Genomic DNA, 19,091 nt, shown 5'->3' on the forward strand with positions numbered 1-19,091 from the left:
ATGCTTGACCGGGACGGCTTCAGGCCTAACGTCGGCATCATCCTGCTCAACCAGAAAAACCAGGTGTTCTGGGGCAAACGCATCCGGACACACAGTTGGCAGTTCCCGCAAGGCGGCATCGACCGCGGCGAAAGTCCCGAACAGGCCATGTTCCGGGAACTGCACGAGGAAATCGGGTTGAAGCAGGAGCATGTTCGCATCATCGCCCGCACGCGCGACTGGCTGCGCTACGAAGTGCCGGAGCGGTACATCCGGCGCGACGCGCGCGGGCACTACAAGGGGCAGAAGCAGATCTGGTTCCTGCTGCAATTGACCGGGCAGGACTGGAACCTCAACCTGCGCGCCACCAACCATCCGGAGTTCGACGCCTGGCGCTGGAACGACTACTGGGTGCCGCTCGACGTGGTGGTGGAGTTCAAGCGCGGCGTGTACGAGATGGCCCTGCGCGAGCTCGCGCGCTTCCTGCCGCGGACCGACCACCGCAACCGCTACCTGCGCGGCGGCATGCGCACGCGCGACGGCGAGCATGCCGGCCAGGAGCCGTTGCAGCCGCCGCTGCCCGCGCCCGGGCTGGAACTGCCGCCCGGCGCCACCTTCGAACCGAGCCCGCAGGGCCGGGGCTTCTCTTCCCCCGCCAAGAGATAGACATGCAACGCAGGATCCTGGCGCTGGCCCTCTGCAGCGCCCCCTTGGCCGTTTCCGCCCAGCTCCCGCCCGACCACCCGGAATGGAAGGAACTGGAGGCGCCGCCGCCCCCGGCCCTGCGCACCAGCGGCCTCGTGCCGGTGGACGTGCCGGGCACCACCATGCGCTTCGGCATCGACCCGGCCTCCGTCAGCGTCGGACAGGACTCGATCGTGCGCTACGTCATCGTGGCGACGAGCCCCACCGGCACCGTCAATGCCATGTACGAGGGCATCCGCTGCGACAAGGGGGAAGTGAAGGTGTACGCGCGCTACAACCCGGACAGCAGCGGCTGGGTGCCCTCGCGCGGCGCCGAGTGGCAGCCGCTGTTCGGCCGGACGGCCTCGAGCTACAGCCTCGTGGTGGCGCGCAGCGGCGCCTGCAGCGGCCGGACCCCGAACGGCAACGCCGCCACCATCGTGCAGGACCTGCGCGCGCCGATCGACCGCCGCTTCGAACGCGGCGGCGTGAATCGCTAGCGCGTGAGGACCAGGTTGGTCCGGTGGATCATCTCGGGTTCGGCGACGTACCCGAGCAGCTTCTCGATCTCCCCGGAGGGCTTGCGGCACAGGATGCGGGCCTCGGCCGAGGCGTAGTTCGCCAGGCCGCGGGCGATCTCCTGGCCGGCGGCGTCGCGCACCGCGATCACGTCGCCGCGGGCGAAGTCGCCCTCCACCGCCGTCATGCCGATCGGCAGCAGGCTCTTGCCCTCCGACCGCAGCTTGGCCACCGCACCGGCGTCCACCGTGACGGCGCCACGCAGCTGCAGGTGGTCCGCCATCCAGCGCTTGCGCGCCTGGCTCTTCTGCGTGGGCGCCACCAGCAGGGTGCCGATGATCTCGCCGCGCACGAGGCGCGGCAGGCAGTCCGGCTCGCGGCCCCAGGCGATCACGGTGGAAGCGCCCGAGCGCGCCGCACGCCCCGCCGCCAGCACCTTGGTGATCATGCCGCCCTTGCCGATGCTGGAGCCGGCGCCGCCGGCCATCTGCTCCAGCGCCGGGTCGCCGGCGCGGCCGACCTGGATGAAGCGTGCGCCGGGGTCCTTGCGCGGATCGGCGCTGTACAGCCCCTTCTGGTCCGTCAGGATCACCAGCAGGTCGGCCTCCACCAGGTTGGCCACCAGCGCGCCCAGCGTGTCGTTGTCGCCGAACTTGATCTCGTCGTTGACGACGGTGTCGTTTTCGTTGATGACCGGCACCACGCGCAGCGACAGCAGCGTCAGCAGCGTGGAACGCGCGTTGAGGTAGCGCTCGCGGTCGGCCAGGTCGGCGTGCGTGAGCAGCACCTGCGCCGACGGCATGCCCTGCTCGCGCAGCTTGGTCTCGTACATCTGCGCCAGGCCCATCTGGCCCACGGCGGCGGCGGCCTGCAGCTCGTGCACCTCGCGCGGCCGGGTGGTCCATCCCAGGCGCTTCATGCCCTCGGCGATGGCGCCGCTGGACACCATGATCACTTCGCGGCCGTTCGCGGCCAGCGCCGCCAGCTGGCGGCTCCATTCGCCGATGGCGCCCTCGTCCAGGCCCCGGCCCTCGTTGGTGACCAGGCTGGAGCCCACCTTCACAACGATGCGGCGGGCCTCGCGCAGGGCCAGCGCTGCGTCTCGTTCGCTGCTGCTGCTGCTGCTGCTGTTCATGATTCCGGATTGTCGCTGGCGGCGAAGCGGGGATCGACTTCCACCGGCGCGTTCTCGGCGACCTGCAGCGAGTGGACGTGCTGCCACACGGCCTGCACCAGCGGCTCGCAGCCCTCGCGCGTCAGCGCGCTGATCTCGAACACCGGGCCCTTGTACTTGTAGCGCTTGACGAAGTCCTTCACGCGCGCGGCGCGCTCCTCCTGCGGCACCATGTCCAGCTTGTTGAGGACCAGCCAGCGCGGCTTCTCGTACAGCGCGAGGTCGTACTTCTTCAGCTCCGCGACGATCGCCTTCGCCTGCGCCACGGGATCGACGCCTTCGTCGAAGGGCGCGATGTCCACGATGTGCAGCAGCAGGCGGGTGCGCTGCAGGTGGCGCAGGAACTGGTGGCCCAGGCCCGCGCCTTCGGCCGCGCCTTCGATCAGGCCGGGCACGTCGGCCACCACGAAGCTCTGTTCGGGGCCCACGCGCACCACGCCCAGGTTCGGGTGCAAGGTGGTGAAGGGGTAGTCGGCGATCTTCGGCCGCGCGTTGGAGACGGCGGCGATCAGCGTGGACTTGCCGGCGTTGGGCATCCCCAGCAGGCCGACGTCGGCCAGCACCTTCAGTTCGAGCTTCAGGTTCTTCTTCTCGCCGGGCCAGCCCGGCGTCTTCTGCCGCGGCGCCCGGTTGATCGAGCTTTTGAAGCGCATGTTGCCGAAGCCGCCGTCGCCGCCCTTGGCGATCATGATCTTCTCGCCCGGCTGCAGCAGCTCGTATAGCACCTCGCCGGTCTCGGCGTCGGTGATGATCGTGCCCACCGGCATCTTCAGCGTGATGTCGTTGCCCATGGCGCCGAACATGTCGGAGCCCATGCCGTGCTCGCCGCGCCCTGCCTCGTGGCGGCGCGAGAAGCGGTAGTCGACCAGCGTGTTCAGGTTCGGGTCCGCCACCGCCCAGACGTGGCCGCCGCGCCCGCCGTCGCCGCCGTTCGGGCCGCCGAATTCCTTGTACTTCTCGTGGCGGAACGAGACGCAGCCGTTCCCCCCATCGCCGGCGGCGATGTCGATGAATGCTTCGTCGACGAATTTCATGCGGACCTCGAAATGAAAAAGCCCCGACAAGTCGGGGCTTCGGACTTGCCGGTAAAGGTTACCTTACGCGGCCGGGATGACGCTGACCGTGTGCTTGTTCAGCGCGCCCTTGATCTCGAACTTGACGTTGCCGTCCACCAGGGCGAACAGCGTGTGGTCGCGACCCACGGCGACGTTGGTGCCGGGGTGGAACTTGGTGCCGCGCTGGCGCACGATGATGGAGCCGGCGCTGATCAGTTCGCCGCCGAAGGCCTTGACGCCCAGCATCTTCGGCTGGGAGTCACGCCCGTTTCGCGTAGAGCCGCCGCCTTTTTTCTGTGCCATTTCCCGTTCTCCTTAGCTTGCAATGGCACCGATCTGCAGTTCGGTGTATTGCTGGCGATGGCCCTGGTGCTTCTGGTAGTGCTTGCGGCGGCGCATCTTGAAGATTCGCACCTTCTCGTGCTTGCCGTGCGCCACGACCGTGGCCTTCACCGTGGCACCGGAAACCAGGGGAACCCCGATCTTCAGGTCGCCGCCGTTGCCTACGGCGAGCACCTGGTCGATGGTGATTTCCTGGCCGATGTCCGCAGCAATCTGTTCTACCTTGATCTTGTCGCCGGAAGCAACGCGATACTGCTTGCCACCGGTTTTTATGACCGCGTACATGTTTGACCTCACTTGGAACGGCCCCAAAAGAGGGGCCCTGACGCTCCCGTAGGGAGCTTTCTGCCTTCCCCGAAAGACAATTCCGGAGAGCCCGCTACTATAGCATAGTTTGCGGTCGCTCACAAGATTGGGCCGGATGTGCGGCAGGGGCTGCTGGAGCGCTTCTTATAATCCCGCAACTCTGCGGGTATACCCTTTGACTGAATCCTCCTCCAGCGCCGCCGCCGTACTTTCCCTGATCGCAGACGACATGCGCGAGGTGGATGCCGTCATCGCCCGCCGGCTCGCATCCGGGGTCCCGCTGGTCGGCGAGGTGTCGCGCTACATCATCTCCTCGGGCGGCAAGCGCCTGCGTCCCGCCCTCCTGCTGCTGGTGTGCGGCGCCCTGGGCTACGGAGGCGAGCAGCGCTTCAACCTCGCCGCCGTGGTGGAGTTCATCCATACGGCCACGCTGCTGCACGACGACGTGGTGGACGAATCCACCCTGCGCCGCGGCCGCGCCACCGCCAACGAGAACTTCGGCAACCCGGCCAGCGTGCTGGTGGGCGACTTCCTCTATTCGCGCGCCTTCCAGATGATGCTGGATGCGCACGACATGCGGATCATGGAGATCCTGGCGGACGCCACCAACGTGATCGCCGAGGGCGAGGTCATGCAGCTGATGAACATGCACGACCCCGAGCTCGACGAGCCGGCCTACGTGCAGGTGATCCGCTCCAAGACCGCCAAGCTGTTCGAGGCCAGCGCGCGCCTGGGCGCCGTGCTCGCCAAGGCCACGCCGCAGCTGGAACAGGCCTGCGCCGACTACGGCCAGGCGCTGGGCACCGCCTTCCAGGTGATCGACGACGTGCTCGATTACGCCGGCGAAGCCTCGGAGATGGGCAAGAACCTCGGCGACGACCTGCGCGAGGGCAAGGTCACCCTGCCCCTGATCGCCGCCATGCGCCGGGGCACGGAGGACCAGCGGGCGCTGATCCGCCGCGCCATCGAGACCGGCGCCCTGGAGGAACTGGATCACATCGTCGCCATCGTGCGCGAGACCGGCGCCCTGGAAGTGGCCCTGCAGGCCGCCGCCGCGGAGGCCGAACGCGCGATGTCAGCCGCCAATCAGCTACCGCTGAACCACCATGCTCAGGCTTTGGTACAATTGGCAGCTTCACTACTGCAGCGTCGCTACTGAAAGCAGTTTCAGCCGGCGGCGTGTCGCGGAATCGGGGTGTAGCTTAGCCTGGTAGAGCGCTACGTTCGGGACGTAGAGGCCGGAGGTTCGAATCCTCTCACCCCGACCAGTCTCCCTTCGGGACTCGGTCGCAACAATCAACCGACGCCGTTGGTGCAACATTCGCAGGCCAACGTGACTTCCTACCAACGCCGGCGGTTGCCAGAGGCAACACGCGTTTACTTCACCTCGGCTTTTCGGGATGATCGTGCCTGATTCCTACTCAAGGGCTCGGGAGCGTCGTCGCCCGGGCTTCGCAATGTCACTCGTTCATGGCCGCCGTCGATCCCGTCACTGAAGCCTCCGCGCTGGCCCTGCCGGGCCTCGGGCGGGCGCTCGTCATTGCCGGCAAGCTTGGACAGAAGGCCGCCGAAGACATCTACCGCAAGGCGCAGGCCAACCGCACCAGCTTCATCGCGGAGCTGACCGGTTCCGGGGCCGTCTCCGCTGCCGACCTAGCCCATACCGTGTCCACCGCGTTCGGCGCGCCGCTGCTGGACCTGGAAGCGATCGACACGCACCGGCTGCCCAAGGGGCTGCTGGACGCGAAGATCTGCCAGGAGATCCGGGTGGTGGTGCTGTCCAAGCGCAACAACCGCCTGATCGTCGCCACGGCCGACCCGTCGGACCAGCAGGCCGCGGAAAAGATCAAGTTCTCGACCCAGATGGGCGTGGACTGGGTCATCGCCGAATACGACAAGCTGACCAAGATGGTGGAGGCGCAGGCCACCACCGCCACCGAGGCGATGGACAGCCTCATCGGGGACGACTTCGAGTTCGACGAGACCTCGATGGACACGGCGGCCGAGGAGGATTCCGGCGCCGCCCCCGACGTCGACGACGCCCCGGTCGTCAAGTTCCTGCACAAGATGCTGCTGGACGCGATCGGCGCCCGCGCCTCCGACCTGCACTTCGAGCCCTACGAGCACACCTACCGCGTGCGCTTCCGCATCGACGGCGAGCTGCGCGAGATCGCCTCGCCGCCGGTGGCCATCAAGGACAAGCTCGCCTCCCGCATCAAGGTGATCTCCCGCATGGACATCTCCGAGAAGCGGGTGCCGCAGGACGGGCGGATGAAGCTGAAGGTCGGCCCCGACAAGGTGATCGACTTCCGGGTGTCCACCCTGCCCACGCTCTTCGGCGAGAAGATCGTGATCCGTATCCTGGACCCGAGCAGCGCCAAGCTGGGGATCGAAGCCCTCGGCTACGAGGCCGAGGAGAAGGCGCGCCTGATCGAGGCCATCGGGCGTCCCTACGGCATGATCCTGGTCACCGGCCCGACCGGCTCCGGCAAGACGGTGTCGCTGTACACCTGCCTGAACCTGCTGAACAAGCCGGGCGTGAACATCTCCACCGCGGAAGACCCGGCGGAAATCAACCTGCCCGGGGTGAACCAGGTCAACGTGAACGACAAGGCGGGCCTCACCTTCGCGGCGGCCCTGAAGTCCTTCCTGCGGCAGGACCCGGACATCATCATGGTCGGCGAAATCCGCGACCTGGAAACCGCCGACATCGCCATCAAGGCCGCCCAGACCGGCCACCTGGTGATGTCGACCCTGCACACCAACGACGCGCCGACCACCCTCACCCGGATGCGCAACATGGGCATCGCGCCCTTCAACATCGCGTCCTCGGTGATCCTGATCACGGCGCAGCGCCTGGCGCGGCGGCTGTGCGCGCAGTGCAAGCAGCCCGCCGACATCCCCTACGAGAACTTGATCGACGCGGGCTTCAAGGAGGAAGACGTCGACGGCACCTGGACGCCCTACCACCCGGTGGGCTGCCCGGCCTGCAATGGCGGATACAAGGGCCGTGTCGGCATCTACCAGGTGATGCCGATCGGCGAAGACATGCAACGCATCATCCTGGCCGACGGCAGCGCGCTCGAGATCGCCGCGCAGGCGCGCAAGGAGGGGGTGAAGAGCCTGCGCGAGTCCGGCCTGCACAAGGTCAAGCTCGGCCTGACTTCCCTCGAGGAAGTGCTGGCGGTCACGAACGAATAAAACAGCGCAAGGACGCAAGAGGAGCCCCCATGGCCACGGCAGCAACGAAGGTCGCGGAATTCGTCTTCGAATGGGAGGGACGGGACCGCAACGGCAAGCAGGTGCGCGGAGAAACCCGCGCCGCGGGCGAGAACCAGGTGATGGCCTCGCTGCGGCGGCAGGGCGTCAACCCCACCAAGATCCGCAAGCGCCGGATGCGCTCGGGACAGAAGATCAAGCCGAAGGACATCGCGATCTTCACCCGCCAGCTGGCGACGATGATGAAGGCGGGCGTGCCGCTGCTGCAGGCCTTCGACATCGTCGGCCGCGGCAACTCCAACGCCAGCGTCGCCAAGCTGCTGAACGACATCCGCGCGGACGTCGAGACCGGCACCTCGCTGTCGGGCGCGTTCCGCAAGTACCCGCTGTACTTCGACAGCCTGTACTGCAACCTGGTGGAAGCCGGCGAAGCGGCCGGTATCCTGGAAAGCCTGCTGGACCGCCTGGCGGTCTACATGGAGAAGACCGAGGCGATCAAGTCCAAGATCAAGTCGGCGCTGATGTACCCGATCTCGGTGGTTGTCGTGGCCTTCGTGGTGGTCTCGGTCATCATGATCTTCGTGATCCCGGCGTTCAAGGAGGTGTTCACGTCCTTCGGCGCCGACCTGCCCGCGCCGACCCTGTTCGTGATCGGGCTGAGCGAGATCTTCGTCAAGTGGTGGTGGCTGATCTTCGGCAGCGTGGGCGGAGGCATCTACTTCTTCCTGCAGGCCTGGAAGCGCAACGAGAAGGTCCAGGTCTTCATGGACCGCCTGATGCTCAAGATGCCGGTGTTCGGCGACCTGGTCTACAAGTCCGTGATCGCGCGCTGGACGCGCACGCTGGCCACCATGTTCGCCGCCGGCGTGCCGCTGGTGGAGGCGCTCGATTCCGTAGGCGGCGCCTCCGGCAACTCGGTGTACGAATCGGCCACGCTGAAGATCCAGCAGGAGGTGTCCACCGGCACCAGCCTGACGGCGGCGATGACCAACGCCAACGTGTTCCCGACGATGGTGCTGCAGATGTGCGCCATCGGCGAGGAGTCCGGCTCCATCGACCACATGCTGGGCAAGGCGGCGGACTTCTACGAAGCCGAGGTCGACGACATGGTGGCGGGCCTGTCCAGCCTGATGGAGCCGATCATCATCGTGTTCCTGGGCGGCCTGATCGGCGGCATCGTGGTGTCGATGTACCTGCCCATCTTCAAGCTCGGCTCGGTCGTCTGATGGCCTTGCTGTTCGGAATCGACGCCGCACTCGCCGGCGTCCTGGGGCTGCTCATTGGCAGCTTCCTCAACGTGGTGATCCACCGCCTGCCCAGGATGCTCGAGCGGCAATGGGCGGCGGAATGCGCGGAATTCGGCGGCCAGCCGGCGCAGGAGCAGGAGACCTTCAACCTGCTGGTGCCGCGCTCGCGCTGTCCGCAGTGCGGGCACCAGATCCGCTGGTACGAGAACATCCCGGTGCTCAGCTGGCTGTTCCTGCGCGGCAAGTGCTCCCAGTGCCGCAATGGGATCAGCATCCGCTACCCGATCGTGGAACTGGTCACCGCCGGCTTCTTCGCCCTCTGCGCGGCCCGCTGGGGGCTGACGCTGCAGGCCGCCGCCTGGGCCGCCTTTGCCGCCCTGCTGATCTGCCTGTTCCTGATCGACATGGACACGCAGATCCTGCCCGACGACCTCAACTACTCCCTGCTGTGGCTGGGCCTGATCGTCTCGGCGAGCGGATGGAGCGTGCCGCTGCCGTCCGCGGTGTGGGGCGCCGCGCTGGGCTACCTCGTGTTCTGGGGCATCTTCCAGGCCTACAAGTTGGCCACGGGCAAGGAAGGCATGGGCTACGGCGACTTCAAGCTGCTCGCGGCGCTGGGCGCCTGGCTGGGCGTGGAATACCTGCTGGCGATCATCCTGCTGTCGTCCATCGTCGGCGCCGTGATCGGCATCGTGCTGCTGGTGGTGGGCAAGCTCGCCAACCGCGACATCCCCATGCCCTTCGGGCCCTACCTCGCCGGCGCCGGCCTGGTCTGCCTGGCCCTGAGCCCGGCGGCCGTGCCGGCCCTGCTGCCCTTCGCCTTCCCCTTCGGCGCGAGGTAGGCGCGTGGCCACGCGCATCGGGCTCACCGGCGGCATCGGCAGCGGCAAGAGCACGGTGCTCGCGATGCTGCAGGAGCTCGGCGCGGCGGCCATCGACGCCGACGCGATCTCGCGCGCCAGCACCGCGCCCGGTGGCGCGGCCATCCCGCAGATCGCGCAGCGCTTCGGCGCCGGCTTCATCACTCCGGAAGGCGCGCTCGATCGCGTCCGCATGCGCGAGCGCGCCTACGGGCATCCCGAGGCCCGGCGCGAGCTGGAGCAGATCATCCATCCCCTCGTCGGCGCGGAGATCGAGCGCCAGGTGCAGGCGGCACTCGCCGCCGGCGCGCGCTGCATCGTGTTCGACATCCCGCTGCTGGTGGAATCCGGCCGCTGGCGCGCGCAGCTCGATCGCGTGCTGGTGGTGGACTGCGAGCCCGAGACGCAGGTCGCTCGCGTGGTGGCGCGCAGCGCGCTCGCGCCCGACGAGGTGCGCGCCATCATCGCGGCCCAGGCGCCGCGCGCGCTGCGGCTCGCGGCGGCGGACGTCGTCATCTGCAACGAAGGGCTCACGCTGGAGGCACTCCGCAATGAAGTGCAACAGGCGGCGCGGGCCTTCGGGCTATGATGCCGTCCGTCCGCCTCCGAAGTCCTCCCGTCGCGTGATCCTCTACGAATATCCCTTCAACGAACGCATCCGGACCTACCTGCGGCTGGAGCACCTGTTCCGCCGCCTCGGCGAGCTGGTCCCCCGCGAGCATCCGCTGGACCACCACTACGCGCTGACCACCATCTTCGAGGTGATGGACGTCGCGGCCCGCGCCGACCTGAAGTCCGACGTGCTGAAGGACCTCGAGCGGCAGAAGAACGTCCTCAATGCCTACCGGGGCAACCCGGGCGTGTCCGAGGCCGTGCTGGACCAGATCGTGGGGCAGCTCGAGTCCTGCTTCAGCACCGTCAACAACACGCCGGGCAAGGCGGGCCAGCCGCTCACCGAGAACGAATGGCTGATGAGCATCCGGAGCCGCGCCAGCATCCCCGGCGGCACCTGCGAATTCGACCTGCCGTCCTATTACGCCTGGCAGCACCAGCCCGCGGACGTGCGCCGCCGGGACCTGGAGCGCTGGGCCTCCACGCTGGGGCCGCTGGCCGAGTCGATCCACCTGCTGCTGCGGATGCTGCGCGACTCCGGCTCGCCGCAGAAGGTGATGGCCACCGGCGGGCAGTTGCAGCAGACGCTGCCGCAGGGCCGGACCTTCCAGCTCCTGCGCCTGCGCATCGATCCCGCGCTGGGCCTGGTGCCGGAGATCAGCGGCAACCGCCTGATCGTGTCCGTGCGGCTCATGCGGCAGGACAACGACAAGCTGTTCCCGAGCACGGACAACACCGCGTTCGAACTCACCCTCTGCGCCTGAGGCGGCATGGCCACGAAGCCCGCGAAGCCGCGTCTGGTGCGCTGTCCGCAATGCGGCGGCGACGGCGTCTATGGACCGGAGAACCCGTACCGGCCCTTCTGCAGCGAGCGCTGCAAGAACTTCGACCTGGGGGCGTGGGCGAGCGAAAGCTTCCGCGTGCCGGACGAAACGCCGCCGGACGACCTGCCGTTCGGGGATCCGAAGGAGCAGTAAGCCAGACAGCCGAACGCAGGGGGCGCAAAGGTTCGCAGAGGACGCAGAAGAACTTCCTTTCGATGGATGTTCTTCTGCGCCCTCTGCGCTTTCTCTGCGCCCTCTGCGTTCGGCTGTCTTGTTTTAGTGCGTCGCGCCCACGAACCCGCGCTCCTCGGCGAACCACTTCAGCACCGGCACCGTCCCCGGCAGCACCGGCTGCACCGTCACCGGCAGTTGCTGCCACGCGAACTGCTGGCCCTCGTGCATGTGCAGCGCGCCGCTCCACTCGTAGACCTTGCAGAAGTTCAGGCGCACCAGCGCGTGCGGATAGTCGACGCGCTCGACGCGCCACGGATGCACCGCGGCGATGGTGACGCCGATCTCTTCCTGCAGTTCGCGCCGCAGCGCCTGCTCCACGGTCTCGCCCGGTTCCACCTTGCCGCCCGGGAACTCCCAGTAGCCCTCGTAGACCTTGCCCGCAGGGCGCGACGTGAGCAGGAAGGCGCCGTCGTCGCGGATCAGCACGCCGACGGCGACCTCGACCTCCTTGCGATCCGGCCCGCCCTCGCGCGGCCGGTGTCCGTCGGCGACGAGAGGTTCACTCACCCGTGGTGCCGCCCGGCGTAGTCGCGCGCGAACTGGTAGGCCACCCGGCCGCTGCGCGAGCCGCGCTCCAGCGCCCACACCAGCGCCTGCGGACGCGCCGCGGCGATGTCGGCTTCCGCCACGCCGAAGTGCGCCAGCCAGGTCGCCGTGATGTGCAGGTATTCCTCCTGGCTGAAGGGATAGAAGCTCACCCAGAGGCCGAAGCGCTCCGACAGCGAGATCTTCTCCTCCACCACCTCGCCCGGATGCACCTCGCCGTCCTCCGTGTGCGTGTACGTGAGGTTCTCCTTCATGTACTCGGGCAGCAGGTGGCGCCGGTTGCTGGTGGCGTAGATCAGCACGTTGGGCGTGGAGGCGGCCACCGAGCCGTCGAGGATGGACTTCAGCGCCTTGTAGCCGGCCTCGCCCTCCTCGAAGCTGAGGTCGTCGCAGAACACCATGAACTTCTCGGGCCGGCCGGCGCACACGTCCACGATGTCGGGCAGGTCGGTGAGGTCCGCCTTGTCCACCTCGAGCAAGCGCAGGCCCTGCGCGGAATACGCATTGAGGCAGGCCTTGATCAGCGAGGACTTGCCGGTGCCGCGCGCGCCGGTCAGCAGCACGTTGTTGGCCGGATGGCCCTCCACGAACTGCTGCGTGTTGCGCTGGATCTTCTCCTTCTGCGGCTCGATCTCCTTCAGGTCGTCGAGGGAGATCGGCGCCACGTGGCGAACCGGCTCCAGCACGCCGTGGCCGCTCGCGCGCTTGCGGTAGCGCCACGCGATCGCCGCATTCCAGTCGGGCGCGGACAGCGGCTGCGGCAGGATGGCCTCGATGCGACCGAGCAGGTGCAGCGCACGCTCGATCAGGACGTCGAACTTTTCCTGGCTCATGAACGGTAATCGGCGTTGATGCTCACGTAGTCGTGGCTGAAGTCGCAGGTCCACACCTGGTCGGCGGCCAGGCCGCGGCCCAGGCCCACCCGCACGGTGATCTCCTGCTGCTTCATCACGCGCTGGCCGTCTTCCTCGCGGTACGCGGGGTGCCGGCCGCCCTGCGTGGCCACGTGCACCTCGTCGAGGTACAGCTCGATCTTCGTCTGGTCCAGGTCGGCGATGCCGGCATAGCCCACCGCCGCCAGGATGCGGCCCAGGTTCGGATCGCTGGCGAAGAAGGCGGTCTTCACGAGCGGCGAATGCGCGATGGCGTAGGCCACCTGGCGGCACTCGGGCGCATCCCTGCCGCCCTCGACACGCACGGTGATGAACTTGGTGGCGCCCTCGCCGTCGCGCACGATCGCCTGCGCCAGCAGGCGCGAGACCTCCAGCATCGCCAGCTTGAGCGCGGCGCCGGCCGGCGTGTGCAGCGACGTGATCACGGGGTGCTGCGCCTTCTGCGTCGCGATCACCACGAAGGAGTCGTTGGTGGAGGTGTCGCCGTCCACCGTCACGCGGTTGAAGGAGCCTTCGGCCAGCTCGAACGCGAGCTCCGGCAGCAGGCGGGGATCGACCTGGGCATCCGTCGCCAGGAAGCCCAGCATGGTCGCCATGTTGGGGCGGATCATGCCGGCGCCCTTGCTGATGCCGGTAATGGTCACCGTCGCGCCGTCGATCCTCACCTGCCGGCTGAACGCCTTCGGCAGGGTGTCGGTGGTCATGATGCCCTCGGCCGCGCGCAGCCAGTGCGCCGGCTGCGCGTCGGCGATCGCGGCGGGCAGGCCGGCCTCGATGCGCTCGATAGGGAGCTGCTCCATGATGACGCCGGTGGAGAACGGCAGCACCTGCGCGGGCGACACCTTCAGCAGCTTCGCGGCGGCTGCGCAGGTGGCCCGGGCGCTCGCCAGGCCCTGCTCGCCGGTGCCCGCGTTGGCGTTGCCCGTGTTGATCACGATCGCGCGGATGTCGCCGCGCAGCAGGTGCTCGCGGCACACCTGCACCGGCGCGGCGCAGAAGCGGTTCTGCGTGAACACGCCGCCGACCGCCGCGCCCTCGTCGAGGAGGACGACGGTCAGGTCCTTGCGGTTGGCCTTGCGGATGCCCGCCTCGGCGACGCCGATGCGCACGCCGGGAACCGGGTGCAGTGTTGCCGCGCCCGGCGCGCTCAGGTTGACTGCCATGGGAATGCCCTTGTGAAGATGAGAAGAAGCGGGATCAGCCCTGCCGCCACGGCAGGCCGCGCACGCGCCAGCCGCCGACCGTGTCGCGGTGCCCCTGCCCGTCGGGGTCGCCCTGGAAGCCTTCGAGGATGTTGTAGGCCTCGTAGCCGAGTTCGGTCGCGCGCCGGGACGAAGCCACCGAGCGCACGCCGCTGCGGCAGAGCATGACCACCTTGCGGTCGGACGGCACCCTGGCACGCAGATCCTCGTCGAAGTCGGGCCGGACCAGCATGCCCGGCCAGTGCTTCCATTCGATGTTGATGGCGCCGGGGATAAAGCCGACCCAGTCGCGCTCGGCGTCGGTGCGGACGTCCACCAGCACCGCCTCGCCCTGCTGCCACCAGCGGAAGGCGAGCTCGGGCGTGACGTCGCCGGCGTAGCCCTCGGCGGGCCGCGGCTGGAAGCGGTCGGGGGATGGGGCGGCGGCGTTCATGCCGGCCATTCTGCCAGCGCCGCCACCCCGGCTCTCACACGATCCGGACCTGCAGGTTCGGCAGCTTGTCGATGTGGATCTCGATCACGTCGCCGCGCACCACCGGGCCCACGTTCTCCGGCGTGCCCGAGTAGATGATGTCGCCGGCGAAGAGCTCGTTGGCTTCCGACAGCTTGCTGATCTGCTCGGCCACCGACCAGATCATCTGGTTGAGGTTGGCGTTCTGCTTGGTCTGGCCGTTCACCTTCAGCCAGATCGCGCCATCGCCGAAGTGCCCGGTCTGGGCCACCGTGTGCAGCGGCCCGATCACGGCGGAGTGGTCGAAGCTCTTGCCGATCTCCCAGGGCTTCTTCTCGTCGCCCATCGCGCGCTGCAGGTCGCGGCGCGTCATGTCGAGGCCCAGCGTGTAGCCCCAGACGTGGTCCAGCGCGCTCGCCACCGGGATGTTGCGGCCGCCGCGGCCGATCGCCGCCACGAGCTCGACCTCGTAGTGGTAGTTCTTCGTCAGCGTCGGATAGGGGTGGTCCCCCACCGTCCCCGGCGCGACGAACTGGATCGCGTCGGTGGGCTTCTGGAAGAAGAACGGCGGCTCGCGATCGGGGTTGGACCCCATCTCGATGGAGTGGGCGCGGTAGTTGCGCCCGATGCAATAGATGCGGCGCACGGGGAACGCCATGTCGGCCCCGGCCACCGGGATGGTGCTGGGCCGGACCGCGAACGGGGTGCGCCCGCTGCCCGTGCTCGTCGACGTCGACGTGGCCGTGGCCGCGCAACCCGCGAGCCCCGTGGCGGCCACCGCCGCCGAGCCCTGGAAGAAACGCCTTCTCTTCATTCCCTTGTCTCCTTTGCCTTGCAGAGTGAAGCGCCTCGCGTCGACAGCCACCTGTCAGGAAATGGCGTCACTTGAGGCTAGCCGATCCGTGTAAACCCTATCGGCACTTGTAACCGGCGAATCAAAGATAGCCCGTCGAATAAACCAACGTCAAGGAGACACGCATGAGCGAGATGAAGACCCCGCGTCGCCGCAGCCTGCTCAAAGGAGCCGCCGTTGCAGCGGGAGCGATGTCGGCGCCGATGGTGGCGGTGGCCCAGACCACGTCGTTCCGTTTCCAGAGCACGTGGCCGGCGAAGGACATCTTCCACGAGTTCGCGCTGGACTTCGCGAAGAAGGTGAACGACATGGCCGGCAACCGGCTGAAGATCGAGGTGCTGCCCTCCGGCGCGGTGGTCCCGGCCTTCCAGCTGCTCGAGGCCGTCAACAAGGGCACGCTCGATGGCGGGCACGGCGTGGTGGCCTACCACTACGGCAAGAACTCCGCCCTGGCGCTGTGGGGCTCGGGTCCGGCTTTCGGCATGAACCCGAACATCGTGCTGTCCTGGCACTACTACGGCGGCGGCAAGCAGCTGCTGGAGGAGATCTACAAGTCCATCAACATGGACGTCGTCTCCTATCTCTACGGCCCGATGCAGACGCAGCCCCTGGGCTGGTTCAAGAAGCCGATCTCGAACGTCGCCCAGTTGAAGGGCCTGAAGTACCGCACCGTCGGCCTCGCCGTGGACCTGTTCACCGACCTGGGCGCAGCGGTCAACCCGCTGCCCGGCGGCGAGATCGTGCCGGCGCTGGACCGCGGCCTGATCGAGGCAGCGGAATTCAACAACGCCTCCTCCGACCGCGTGCTGGGCTTCCCGGACGTCGCCAAGAACTGCATGCTGCAAAGCTTCCACCAGTCCGGCGAGCAGTTCGAGATCCTGTTCAACCGCGGCAAGTACAACGCACTGGCGCCCGAACTCAAGGCCATCATCGACTACGCCGTGCAGGCCGCCTCCGCCGACTTCGCCTGGAAGGCCATCGACCGCAACTCGAAGGACTACATCGAGCTGAAGACCAAGGACAAGATCAACTTCTACAAGACGCCCGATGCCATCCTGCGCGCGCAGCTCGATGCGTGGGATCGCGTGGTGGCCAAGAAGTCCACCGACAACCCGTTCTTCAAGAAGGTGCTGGATTCGCAGCGCGCGTTCGCCGAACGCGCCGGCCAGTGGAACTTCGACTACGAGGTCAACTTCCGCATGGCCTGGGACCGCTACTTCGCCAAGGGCGGCAACACCAAGAAGGCCTGATGCCCGAGGCCGGATGAAAAGGGCGGCTGCGACAGCCGCCCTTTTTTTGGCCTGCGGGGATTCCGATACAACGAAGGACTACGGATGCAGAAGGTACTGTTGACGGTGGACCGCATTTCGACCTGGCTGGGGCAGCTGTTCGCCTGGGCCATCATCGGGTTGACGGTGATGATCTCGTGGGAGGTGTTCTCCCGCTACGTGCTAGGCAACCCGCACGCCTGGATGCTCGACGTGCAGATCATGCTGTACGGCGTGCTGTTCATGATGGCAGGCGCGTACACGCTCTCCAAGAACGGCCACGTGCGCGGCGACGTTCTTTACGGCTTCTTCTCCGACCGCACCCAGGCGACACTGGACCTGATCCTCTACATCCTGTTCTTCCTGCCCGGCGTGTTCGCAATGACCTGGGCCGGCTGGCGCTTCTTCACCGAGGCGCTGGCGATCCGCGAGCAGACCTTCAACGCCGTGCCGCTGCCGGTATACCCCTTCAAGTTCGTCATCCCGTTCGCCGGCGCCATCCTGCTGACCCAGGGGCTGGTCGAGATCGCCCGCTGCATCATCTGCATCCGCGACGGCTTCTGGCCCTCGCGCGAGCAGGACGTGGAGGAAGTGGACGTCGACAAGCTCAAGGCGATGGTGCACGCCGACGATCCGGGCGCCGCGCTCGCGGCCCCGCCGGCCGAGAAGGGGACCCTGTGATGAAGATGCGCAAGGAACTCTGGTTCGGCTTCACGCTGATGGGGATCATCATCGTGGGGGCGCTCTACATGCTGTTGAGCGCCCCGGTGATCGAGCGCGGCCACATCGGCCTGCTGATGCTGTCGCTGGTGGTCGTGGCGATCATGCTCGGCTTCCCCACGGCTTTCACGCTGATGGGCATGGGGATGATCTTCACCTGGCTGGCCTACGAGAAGGACTGGCACAAGACGCTGGACCTGATGGTGCAGGCGGCCTACAAGGTGATGGGCAACGACGTGCTCATCTCGATCCCGCTGTTCGTGTTCATGGGCTACCTGGTCGAGCGCGCCAACCTGATCGAGCGGCTGTTCAAGTCCATTCACCTCGCGCTGGCGCGCGTGCCCGGCGCCCTGGCGGTGGCTACGCTGGTGACCTGCGCCGTGTTCGCCACCGCCACCGGCATCGTCGGCGCGGTCGTCACGCTGATGGGCCTGCTGGCCTTCCCGGCCATGCTGCGGGCGGGCTACAACATCAAGCTCTCTTCCGGCGCGATCACGGCCGGCGGCTGCCTGGGCATCCTGATTCCGCCATCGGTGCTGCTGATCGTGTACGGCGCCACCGCGGGCGTCTCCGTGGTGCAGCTGTACGCCGGCGCGTTCTTCCCCGGCATCATGCTGGCCGGCCTGTACATCGCCTATGTGATCATCCTCGCGAAGGTCAAGCCCTCGCTGGCACCGCCGCTGTCCGCCGAAGACCGCAAGGTGCCCCTGCCGCCGCTGACGCAGCGCTTCGCGCGCTCGCCCAATGCGCACGTGCTGCCCGGCATGCTCGGCGCGCTGAAGGGCCGCGCCAACCAGGACGTGCCCACCTCCTACATCCTCAAGCAGCTGGGCATCGTCGCGATGCCGCTGGTGATCTTCGCCTTCCTCGGCCTCTGGGGCTACCAGGCCGTGACCGCCGCTCCCGAGGACGACAACCCCAGCGGCATGCAGAAGATCGACGACGCCTCGCCCAGTGCACCTCCCGGCGGCAGCCTCGCCGAGCCGCCCTCCGACGGCGCGCTGAAGGTACCCGCCGACTCGGGCGCGCTGCAGGAGCCGCCGGCGGATGCCGGCGCACCGAAGGAGCCGCCCGCAGAAGGCGCTGCACTCAAGGAACCGCCGGCCGAAGGCGGCGTGAAGGCCCCCCCCGCCAGCGGTGGCGTGCAAGTCCCGCCCTCCGCCGCCGGCGTGCAGGAGCCTCCGGGCGGCGCCTCGGTCCAGGAGCCGCCCGGCGCCGGTGTGAAGGAGCCCGGCGCGCCCAGGCCGGCCAGCAGCAGGGTGGCTGCGCCGGAGGGCTTCTGGATCACGCTCGGCGTGTTCGGCGCGCTCCTGGCGCTCTTCTACGTCTTCCTGAGCTTCGCGCGCCTCGAAGTGTTCAAGATGCTGCTGACCAGCTTCTTCCCGCTGATGGTCCTGATCCTGGCGGTGCTGGGCTCGATCGTGCTGGGCCTCGCCACGCCCTCCGAAGCGGCGGCGGTCGGCGCTTTCGGCGGCTTCCTGCTGGCGGCGGCCTATCGCCAGCTCACGATGAGCGTGGTCAAGGAAAGCGTGTTCCTCACCGCCAAGACCTCGGCCATGGTGTGCTGGCTGTTCGTCGGCTCGGCGATCTTCTCGGCGGCCTTCGCGCTGCTGGGCGGGCAGGAACTGGTGGAGCGCTGGGTGCTGTCGATGAACCTGAGCAAGACGCAGTTCCTTCTGCTGTCGCAGGTCATCATCTTCATCCTGGGCTGGCCGCTGGAGTGGACGGAGATCATCGTGATCTTCATGCCGATCTTCATCCCGCTGCTGGACAAGTTCGGCGTCGATCCCCTGTTCTTCGGCCTGCTGGTGGCGCTGAACCTGCAGACGGCCTTCCTGTCGCCCCCGGTGGCGATGGCCGCCTTCTACCTGAAGGGGGTGAGCCCGCCGCACGTGACGCTCAACCAGATTTTCCTGGGGATGATGCCGTTCATGGCGATCCAGGTACTCGCGATCTTTCTTTTGTACATCTTCCCCGGCATCGGCCTGTGGCTGCCGCAACTGCTGTACGCACGTTGACGTGTCCGTCACCCCCGCGCAGGCGGGGGGCCCGGAAAGGCGGCCACTGGCCGCCTTTCCTTTTGGCAGGCGGCGGGAGTCTCCA

The 19,091-nt window shown here is 67.6% G+C and carries 21 protein-coding genes and 1 tRNA gene; 13 read left to right on the plus strand and 9 right to left on the minus strand.

All coding sequences use genetic code 11. From position 1 onward, the window contains the following. Together JJ685_RS25270 and JJ685_RS25275 are read left to right on the plus strand one after the other, a co-directional pair. Positions 1-645, plus strand: a complete 645-nt coding sequence (locus tag JJ685_RS25270; RefSeq protein WP_201677141.1) for an RNA pyrophosphohydrolase — start codon at positions 1-3, stop codon at positions 643-645. Between the two features lie 2 nt (positions 646-647). After that, positions 648-1,163 (plus strand): CNP1-like family protein, encoded by a 516-nt coding sequence (locus tag JJ685_RS25275; RefSeq protein WP_201677142.1) that lies wholly within the window; start codon positions 648-650, stop codon positions 1,161-1,163. Here JJ685_RS25275 and proB read toward each other — a convergent pair. The 4 genes from proB to rplU all read right to left on the minus strand — a co-directional run bounded on the left by proB (position 1,160) and on the right by rplU (position 4,038). Next, entirely contained in the window at positions 1,160-2,317 is a 1,158-nt protein-coding gene (proB, locus tag JJ685_RS25280; RefSeq protein ID WP_201677143.1) for a glutamate 5-kinase, read from the minus strand. The genes JJ685_RS25275 and proB overlap by 4 nt on opposite strands. Further along, the gene (gene cgtA, locus JJ685_RS25285) at positions 2,314-3,390 is read right to left on the minus strand and encodes an Obg family GTPase CgtA (protein WP_201677144.1); all 1,077 of its coding nucleotides are present in this window, start codon (positions 3,388-3,390) and stop codon (positions 2,314-2,316) included. Before cgtA ends, proB begins: the two co-directional genes overlap by 4 nt. Positions 3,391-3,453: 63 nt before the next feature. Next, a complete protein-coding gene (gene rpmA / locus JJ685_RS25290; RefSeq protein ID WP_201677145.1) occupies positions 3,454-3,714 on the minus strand; it encodes a 50S ribosomal protein L27 in 261 nt (86 codons plus the stop codon). A 12-nt stretch (positions 3,715-3,726) separates the two neighbouring features. After that, complete coding sequence (gene rplU, locus JJ685_RS25295; RefSeq protein ID WP_201677146.1) at positions 3,727-4,038, minus strand: 50S ribosomal protein L21; 312 nt, start codon at positions 4,036-4,038, stop codon at positions 3,727-3,729. 250 nt (positions 4,039-4,288) lie between these two features. Between rplU and JJ685_RS25300 the strand changes: the two genes are divergently transcribed. From JJ685_RS25300 to JJ685_RS25335, 8 genes are all read left to right on the plus strand, one after another. Further along, positions 4,289-5,218: a polyprenyl synthetase family protein gene (locus JJ685_RS25300; RefSeq protein ID WP_408015499.1), complete on the plus strand. Its 930-nt coding sequence runs from the start codon at positions 4,289-4,291 to the stop codon at positions 5,216-5,218. 32 nt (positions 5,219-5,250) lie between these two features. Further along, positions 5,251-5,327: transfer RNA gene (locus JJ685_RS25305), tRNA-Pro, on the plus strand. A 202-nt stretch (positions 5,328-5,529) separates the two neighbouring features. After that, complete coding sequence (gene pilB / locus JJ685_RS25310) at positions 5,530-7,260, plus strand: type IV-A pilus assembly ATPase PilB (RefSeq protein WP_201677148.1); 1,731 nt, start codon at positions 5,530-5,532, stop codon at positions 7,258-7,260. Between the two features lie 29 nt (positions 7,261-7,289). Further along, positions 7,290-8,504, plus strand: coding sequence for a type II secretion system F family protein (locus JJ685_RS25315; RefSeq protein WP_201677149.1), 1,215 nt, complete (start codon positions 7,290-7,292; stop codon positions 8,502-8,504). Continuing rightward, positions 8,504-9,367: a prepilin peptidase gene (locus JJ685_RS25320; protein ID WP_201677150.1), complete on the plus strand. Its 864-nt coding sequence runs from the start codon at positions 8,504-8,506 to the stop codon at positions 9,365-9,367. The genes JJ685_RS25315 and JJ685_RS25320 overlap by 1 nt, the downstream gene beginning before the upstream one ends. A gap of 4 nt (positions 9,368-9,371) precedes the next feature. After that, the gene (coaE, locus tag JJ685_RS25325; RefSeq protein ID WP_201677151.1) at positions 9,372-9,974 is read left to right on the plus strand and encodes a dephospho-CoA kinase; all 603 of its coding nucleotides are present in this window, start codon (positions 9,372-9,374) and stop codon (positions 9,972-9,974) included. A 34-nt stretch (positions 9,975-10,008) separates the two neighbouring features. Beyond that, entirely contained in the window at positions 10,009-10,761 is a 753-nt protein-coding gene (gene zapD / locus JJ685_RS25330) for a cell division protein ZapD (RefSeq protein ID WP_201677152.1), read from the plus strand. A gap of 6 nt (positions 10,762-10,767) precedes the next feature. Beyond that, entirely contained in the window at positions 10,768-10,974 is a 207-nt protein-coding gene (locus JJ685_RS25335) for a DNA gyrase inhibitor YacG (protein ID WP_201677153.1), read from the plus strand. A 123-nt stretch (positions 10,975-11,097) separates the two neighbouring features. Here JJ685_RS25335 and JJ685_RS25340 read toward each other — a convergent pair whose 3' ends face one another. From JJ685_RS25340 to JJ685_RS25360, 5 genes are read right to left on the minus strand one after another with little or no spacing between them, the layout of a single operon-like run. Beyond that, positions 11,098-11,562: an NUDIX domain-containing protein gene (locus JJ685_RS25340; RefSeq protein WP_201677154.1), complete on the minus strand. Its 465-nt coding sequence runs from the start codon at positions 11,560-11,562 to the stop codon at positions 11,098-11,100. Continuing rightward, positions 11,559-12,434 (minus strand): ATP-binding protein, encoded by an 876-nt coding sequence (locus JJ685_RS25345; RefSeq protein ID WP_201677155.1) that lies wholly within the window; start codon positions 12,432-12,434, stop codon positions 11,559-11,561. The genes JJ685_RS25340 and JJ685_RS25345 overlap by 4 nt, the downstream gene beginning before the upstream one ends. After that, on the minus strand, positions 12,431-13,657 hold the full coding sequence (argJ, locus tag JJ685_RS25350) for a bifunctional glutamate N-acetyltransferase/amino-acid acetyltransferase ArgJ (RefSeq protein ID WP_201677156.1): 1,227 nt from the start codon (positions 13,655-13,657) through the stop codon (positions 12,431-12,433). Before argJ ends, JJ685_RS25345 begins: the two co-directional genes overlap by 4 nt. Before the next feature lie 34 nt (positions 13,658-13,691). Next, the gene (locus JJ685_RS25355; protein WP_201677157.1) at positions 13,692-14,138 is read right to left on the minus strand and encodes a rhodanese-like domain-containing protein; all 447 of its coding nucleotides are present in this window, start codon (positions 14,136-14,138) and stop codon (positions 13,692-13,694) included. Between the two features lie 25 nt (positions 14,139-14,163). Beyond that, complete coding sequence (locus JJ685_RS25360; RefSeq protein WP_201677158.1) at positions 14,164-14,961, minus strand: fumarylacetoacetate hydrolase family protein; 798 nt, start codon at positions 14,959-14,961, stop codon at positions 14,164-14,166. A gap of 164 nt (positions 14,962-15,125) precedes the next feature. On the opposite strand from JJ685_RS25360, the gene JJ685_RS25365 reads away from it, so the two are divergent. The 3 genes from JJ685_RS25365 to JJ685_RS25375 all read left to right on the plus strand — a co-directional run bounded on the left by JJ685_RS25365 (position 15,126) and on the right by JJ685_RS25375 (position 19,006). Then, complete coding sequence (locus tag JJ685_RS25365) at positions 15,126-16,250, plus strand: TRAP transporter substrate-binding protein (RefSeq protein WP_201677159.1); 1,125 nt, start codon at positions 15,126-15,128, stop codon at positions 16,248-16,250. 84 nt (positions 16,251-16,334) lie between these two features. Continuing rightward, positions 16,335-16,949 (plus strand): TRAP transporter small permease subunit, encoded by a 615-nt coding sequence (locus tag JJ685_RS25370; RefSeq protein ID WP_201677160.1) that lies wholly within the window; start codon positions 16,335-16,337, stop codon positions 16,947-16,949. After that, the gene (locus JJ685_RS25375) at positions 16,949-19,006 is read left to right on the plus strand and encodes a TRAP transporter large permease subunit (RefSeq protein WP_201677161.1); all 2,058 of its coding nucleotides are present in this window, start codon (positions 16,949-16,951) and stop codon (positions 19,004-19,006) included. The genes JJ685_RS25370 and JJ685_RS25375 overlap by 1 nt, the downstream gene beginning before the upstream one ends. Positions 19,007-19,091 lie beyond the last annotated feature (85 nt).

It is taken from the genome of Ramlibacter monticola, assembly GCF_016722785.1.
Taxonomy (GTDB): domain Bacteria; phylum Pseudomonadota; class Gammaproteobacteria; order Burkholderiales; family Burkholderiaceae_C; genus Ramlibacter; species Ramlibacter monticola.

Coding starts and splice junctions, on each gene's coding strand:
- JJ685_RS25270 (WP_201677141.1), top strand. CDS start 1: ATGCTTGACCGGGACGGCTTCAGGCCTAACGTCGGCATCATCCTGCTC.
- JJ685_RS25275 (WP_201677142.1), top strand. CDS start 648: ATGCAACGCAGGATCCTGGCGCTGGCCCTCTGCAGCGCCCCCTTGGCC.
- proB (WP_201677143.1), bottom strand. CDS start 2,317: ATGAACAGCAGCAGCAGCAGCAGCAGCGAACGAGACGCAGCGCTGGCC.
- cgtA (WP_201677144.1), bottom strand. CDS start 3,390: ATGAAATTCGTCGACGAAGCATTCATCGACATCGCCGCCGGCGATGGG.
- rpmA (WP_201677145.1), bottom strand. CDS start 3,714: ATGGCACAGAAAAAAGGCGGCGGCTCTACGCGAAACGGGCGTGACTCC.
- rplU (WP_201677146.1), bottom strand. CDS start 4,038: ATGTACGCGGTCATAAAAACCGGTGGCAAGCAGTATCGCGTTGCTTCC.
- JJ685_RS25300 (WP_408015499.1), top strand. CDS start 4,289: ATGCGCGAGGTGGATGCCGTCATCGCCCGCCGGCTCGCATCCGGGGTC.
- pilB (WP_201677148.1), top strand. CDS start 5,530: ATGGCCGCCGTCGATCCCGTCACTGAAGCCTCCGCGCTGGCCCTGCCG.
- JJ685_RS25315 (WP_201677149.1), top strand. CDS start 7,290: ATGGCCACGGCAGCAACGAAGGTCGCGGAATTCGTCTTCGAATGGGAG.
- JJ685_RS25320 (WP_201677150.1), top strand. CDS start 8,504: ATGGCCTTGCTGTTCGGAATCGACGCCGCACTCGCCGGCGTCCTGGGG.
- JJ685_RS25335 (WP_201677153.1), top strand. CDS start 10,768: ATGGCCACGAAGCCCGCGAAGCCGCGTCTGGTGCGCTGTCCGCAATGC.
- JJ685_RS25345 (WP_201677155.1), bottom strand. CDS start 12,434: ATGAGCCAGGAAAAGTTCGACGTCCTGATCGAGCGTGCGCTGCACCTG.
- argJ (WP_201677156.1), bottom strand. CDS start 13,657: ATGGCAGTCAACCTGAGCGCGCCGGGCGCGGCAACACTGCACCCGGTT.
- JJ685_RS25355 (WP_201677157.1), bottom strand. CDS start 14,138: ATGGCCGGCATGAACGCCGCCGCCCCATCCCCCGACCGCTTCCAGCCG.
- JJ685_RS25360 (WP_201677158.1), bottom strand. CDS start 14,961: ATGAAGAGAAGGCGTTTCTTCCAGGGCTCGGCGGCGGTGGCCGCCACG.
- JJ685_RS25365 (WP_201677159.1), top strand. CDS start 15,126: ATGAGCGAGATGAAGACCCCGCGTCGCCGCAGCCTGCTCAAAGGAGCC.
- JJ685_RS25370 (WP_201677160.1), top strand. CDS start 16,335: ATGCAGAAGGTACTGTTGACGGTGGACCGCATTTCGACCTGGCTGGGG.
- JJ685_RS25375 (WP_201677161.1), top strand. CDS start 16,949: ATGAAGATGCGCAAGGAACTCTGGTTCGGCTTCACGCTGATGGGGATC.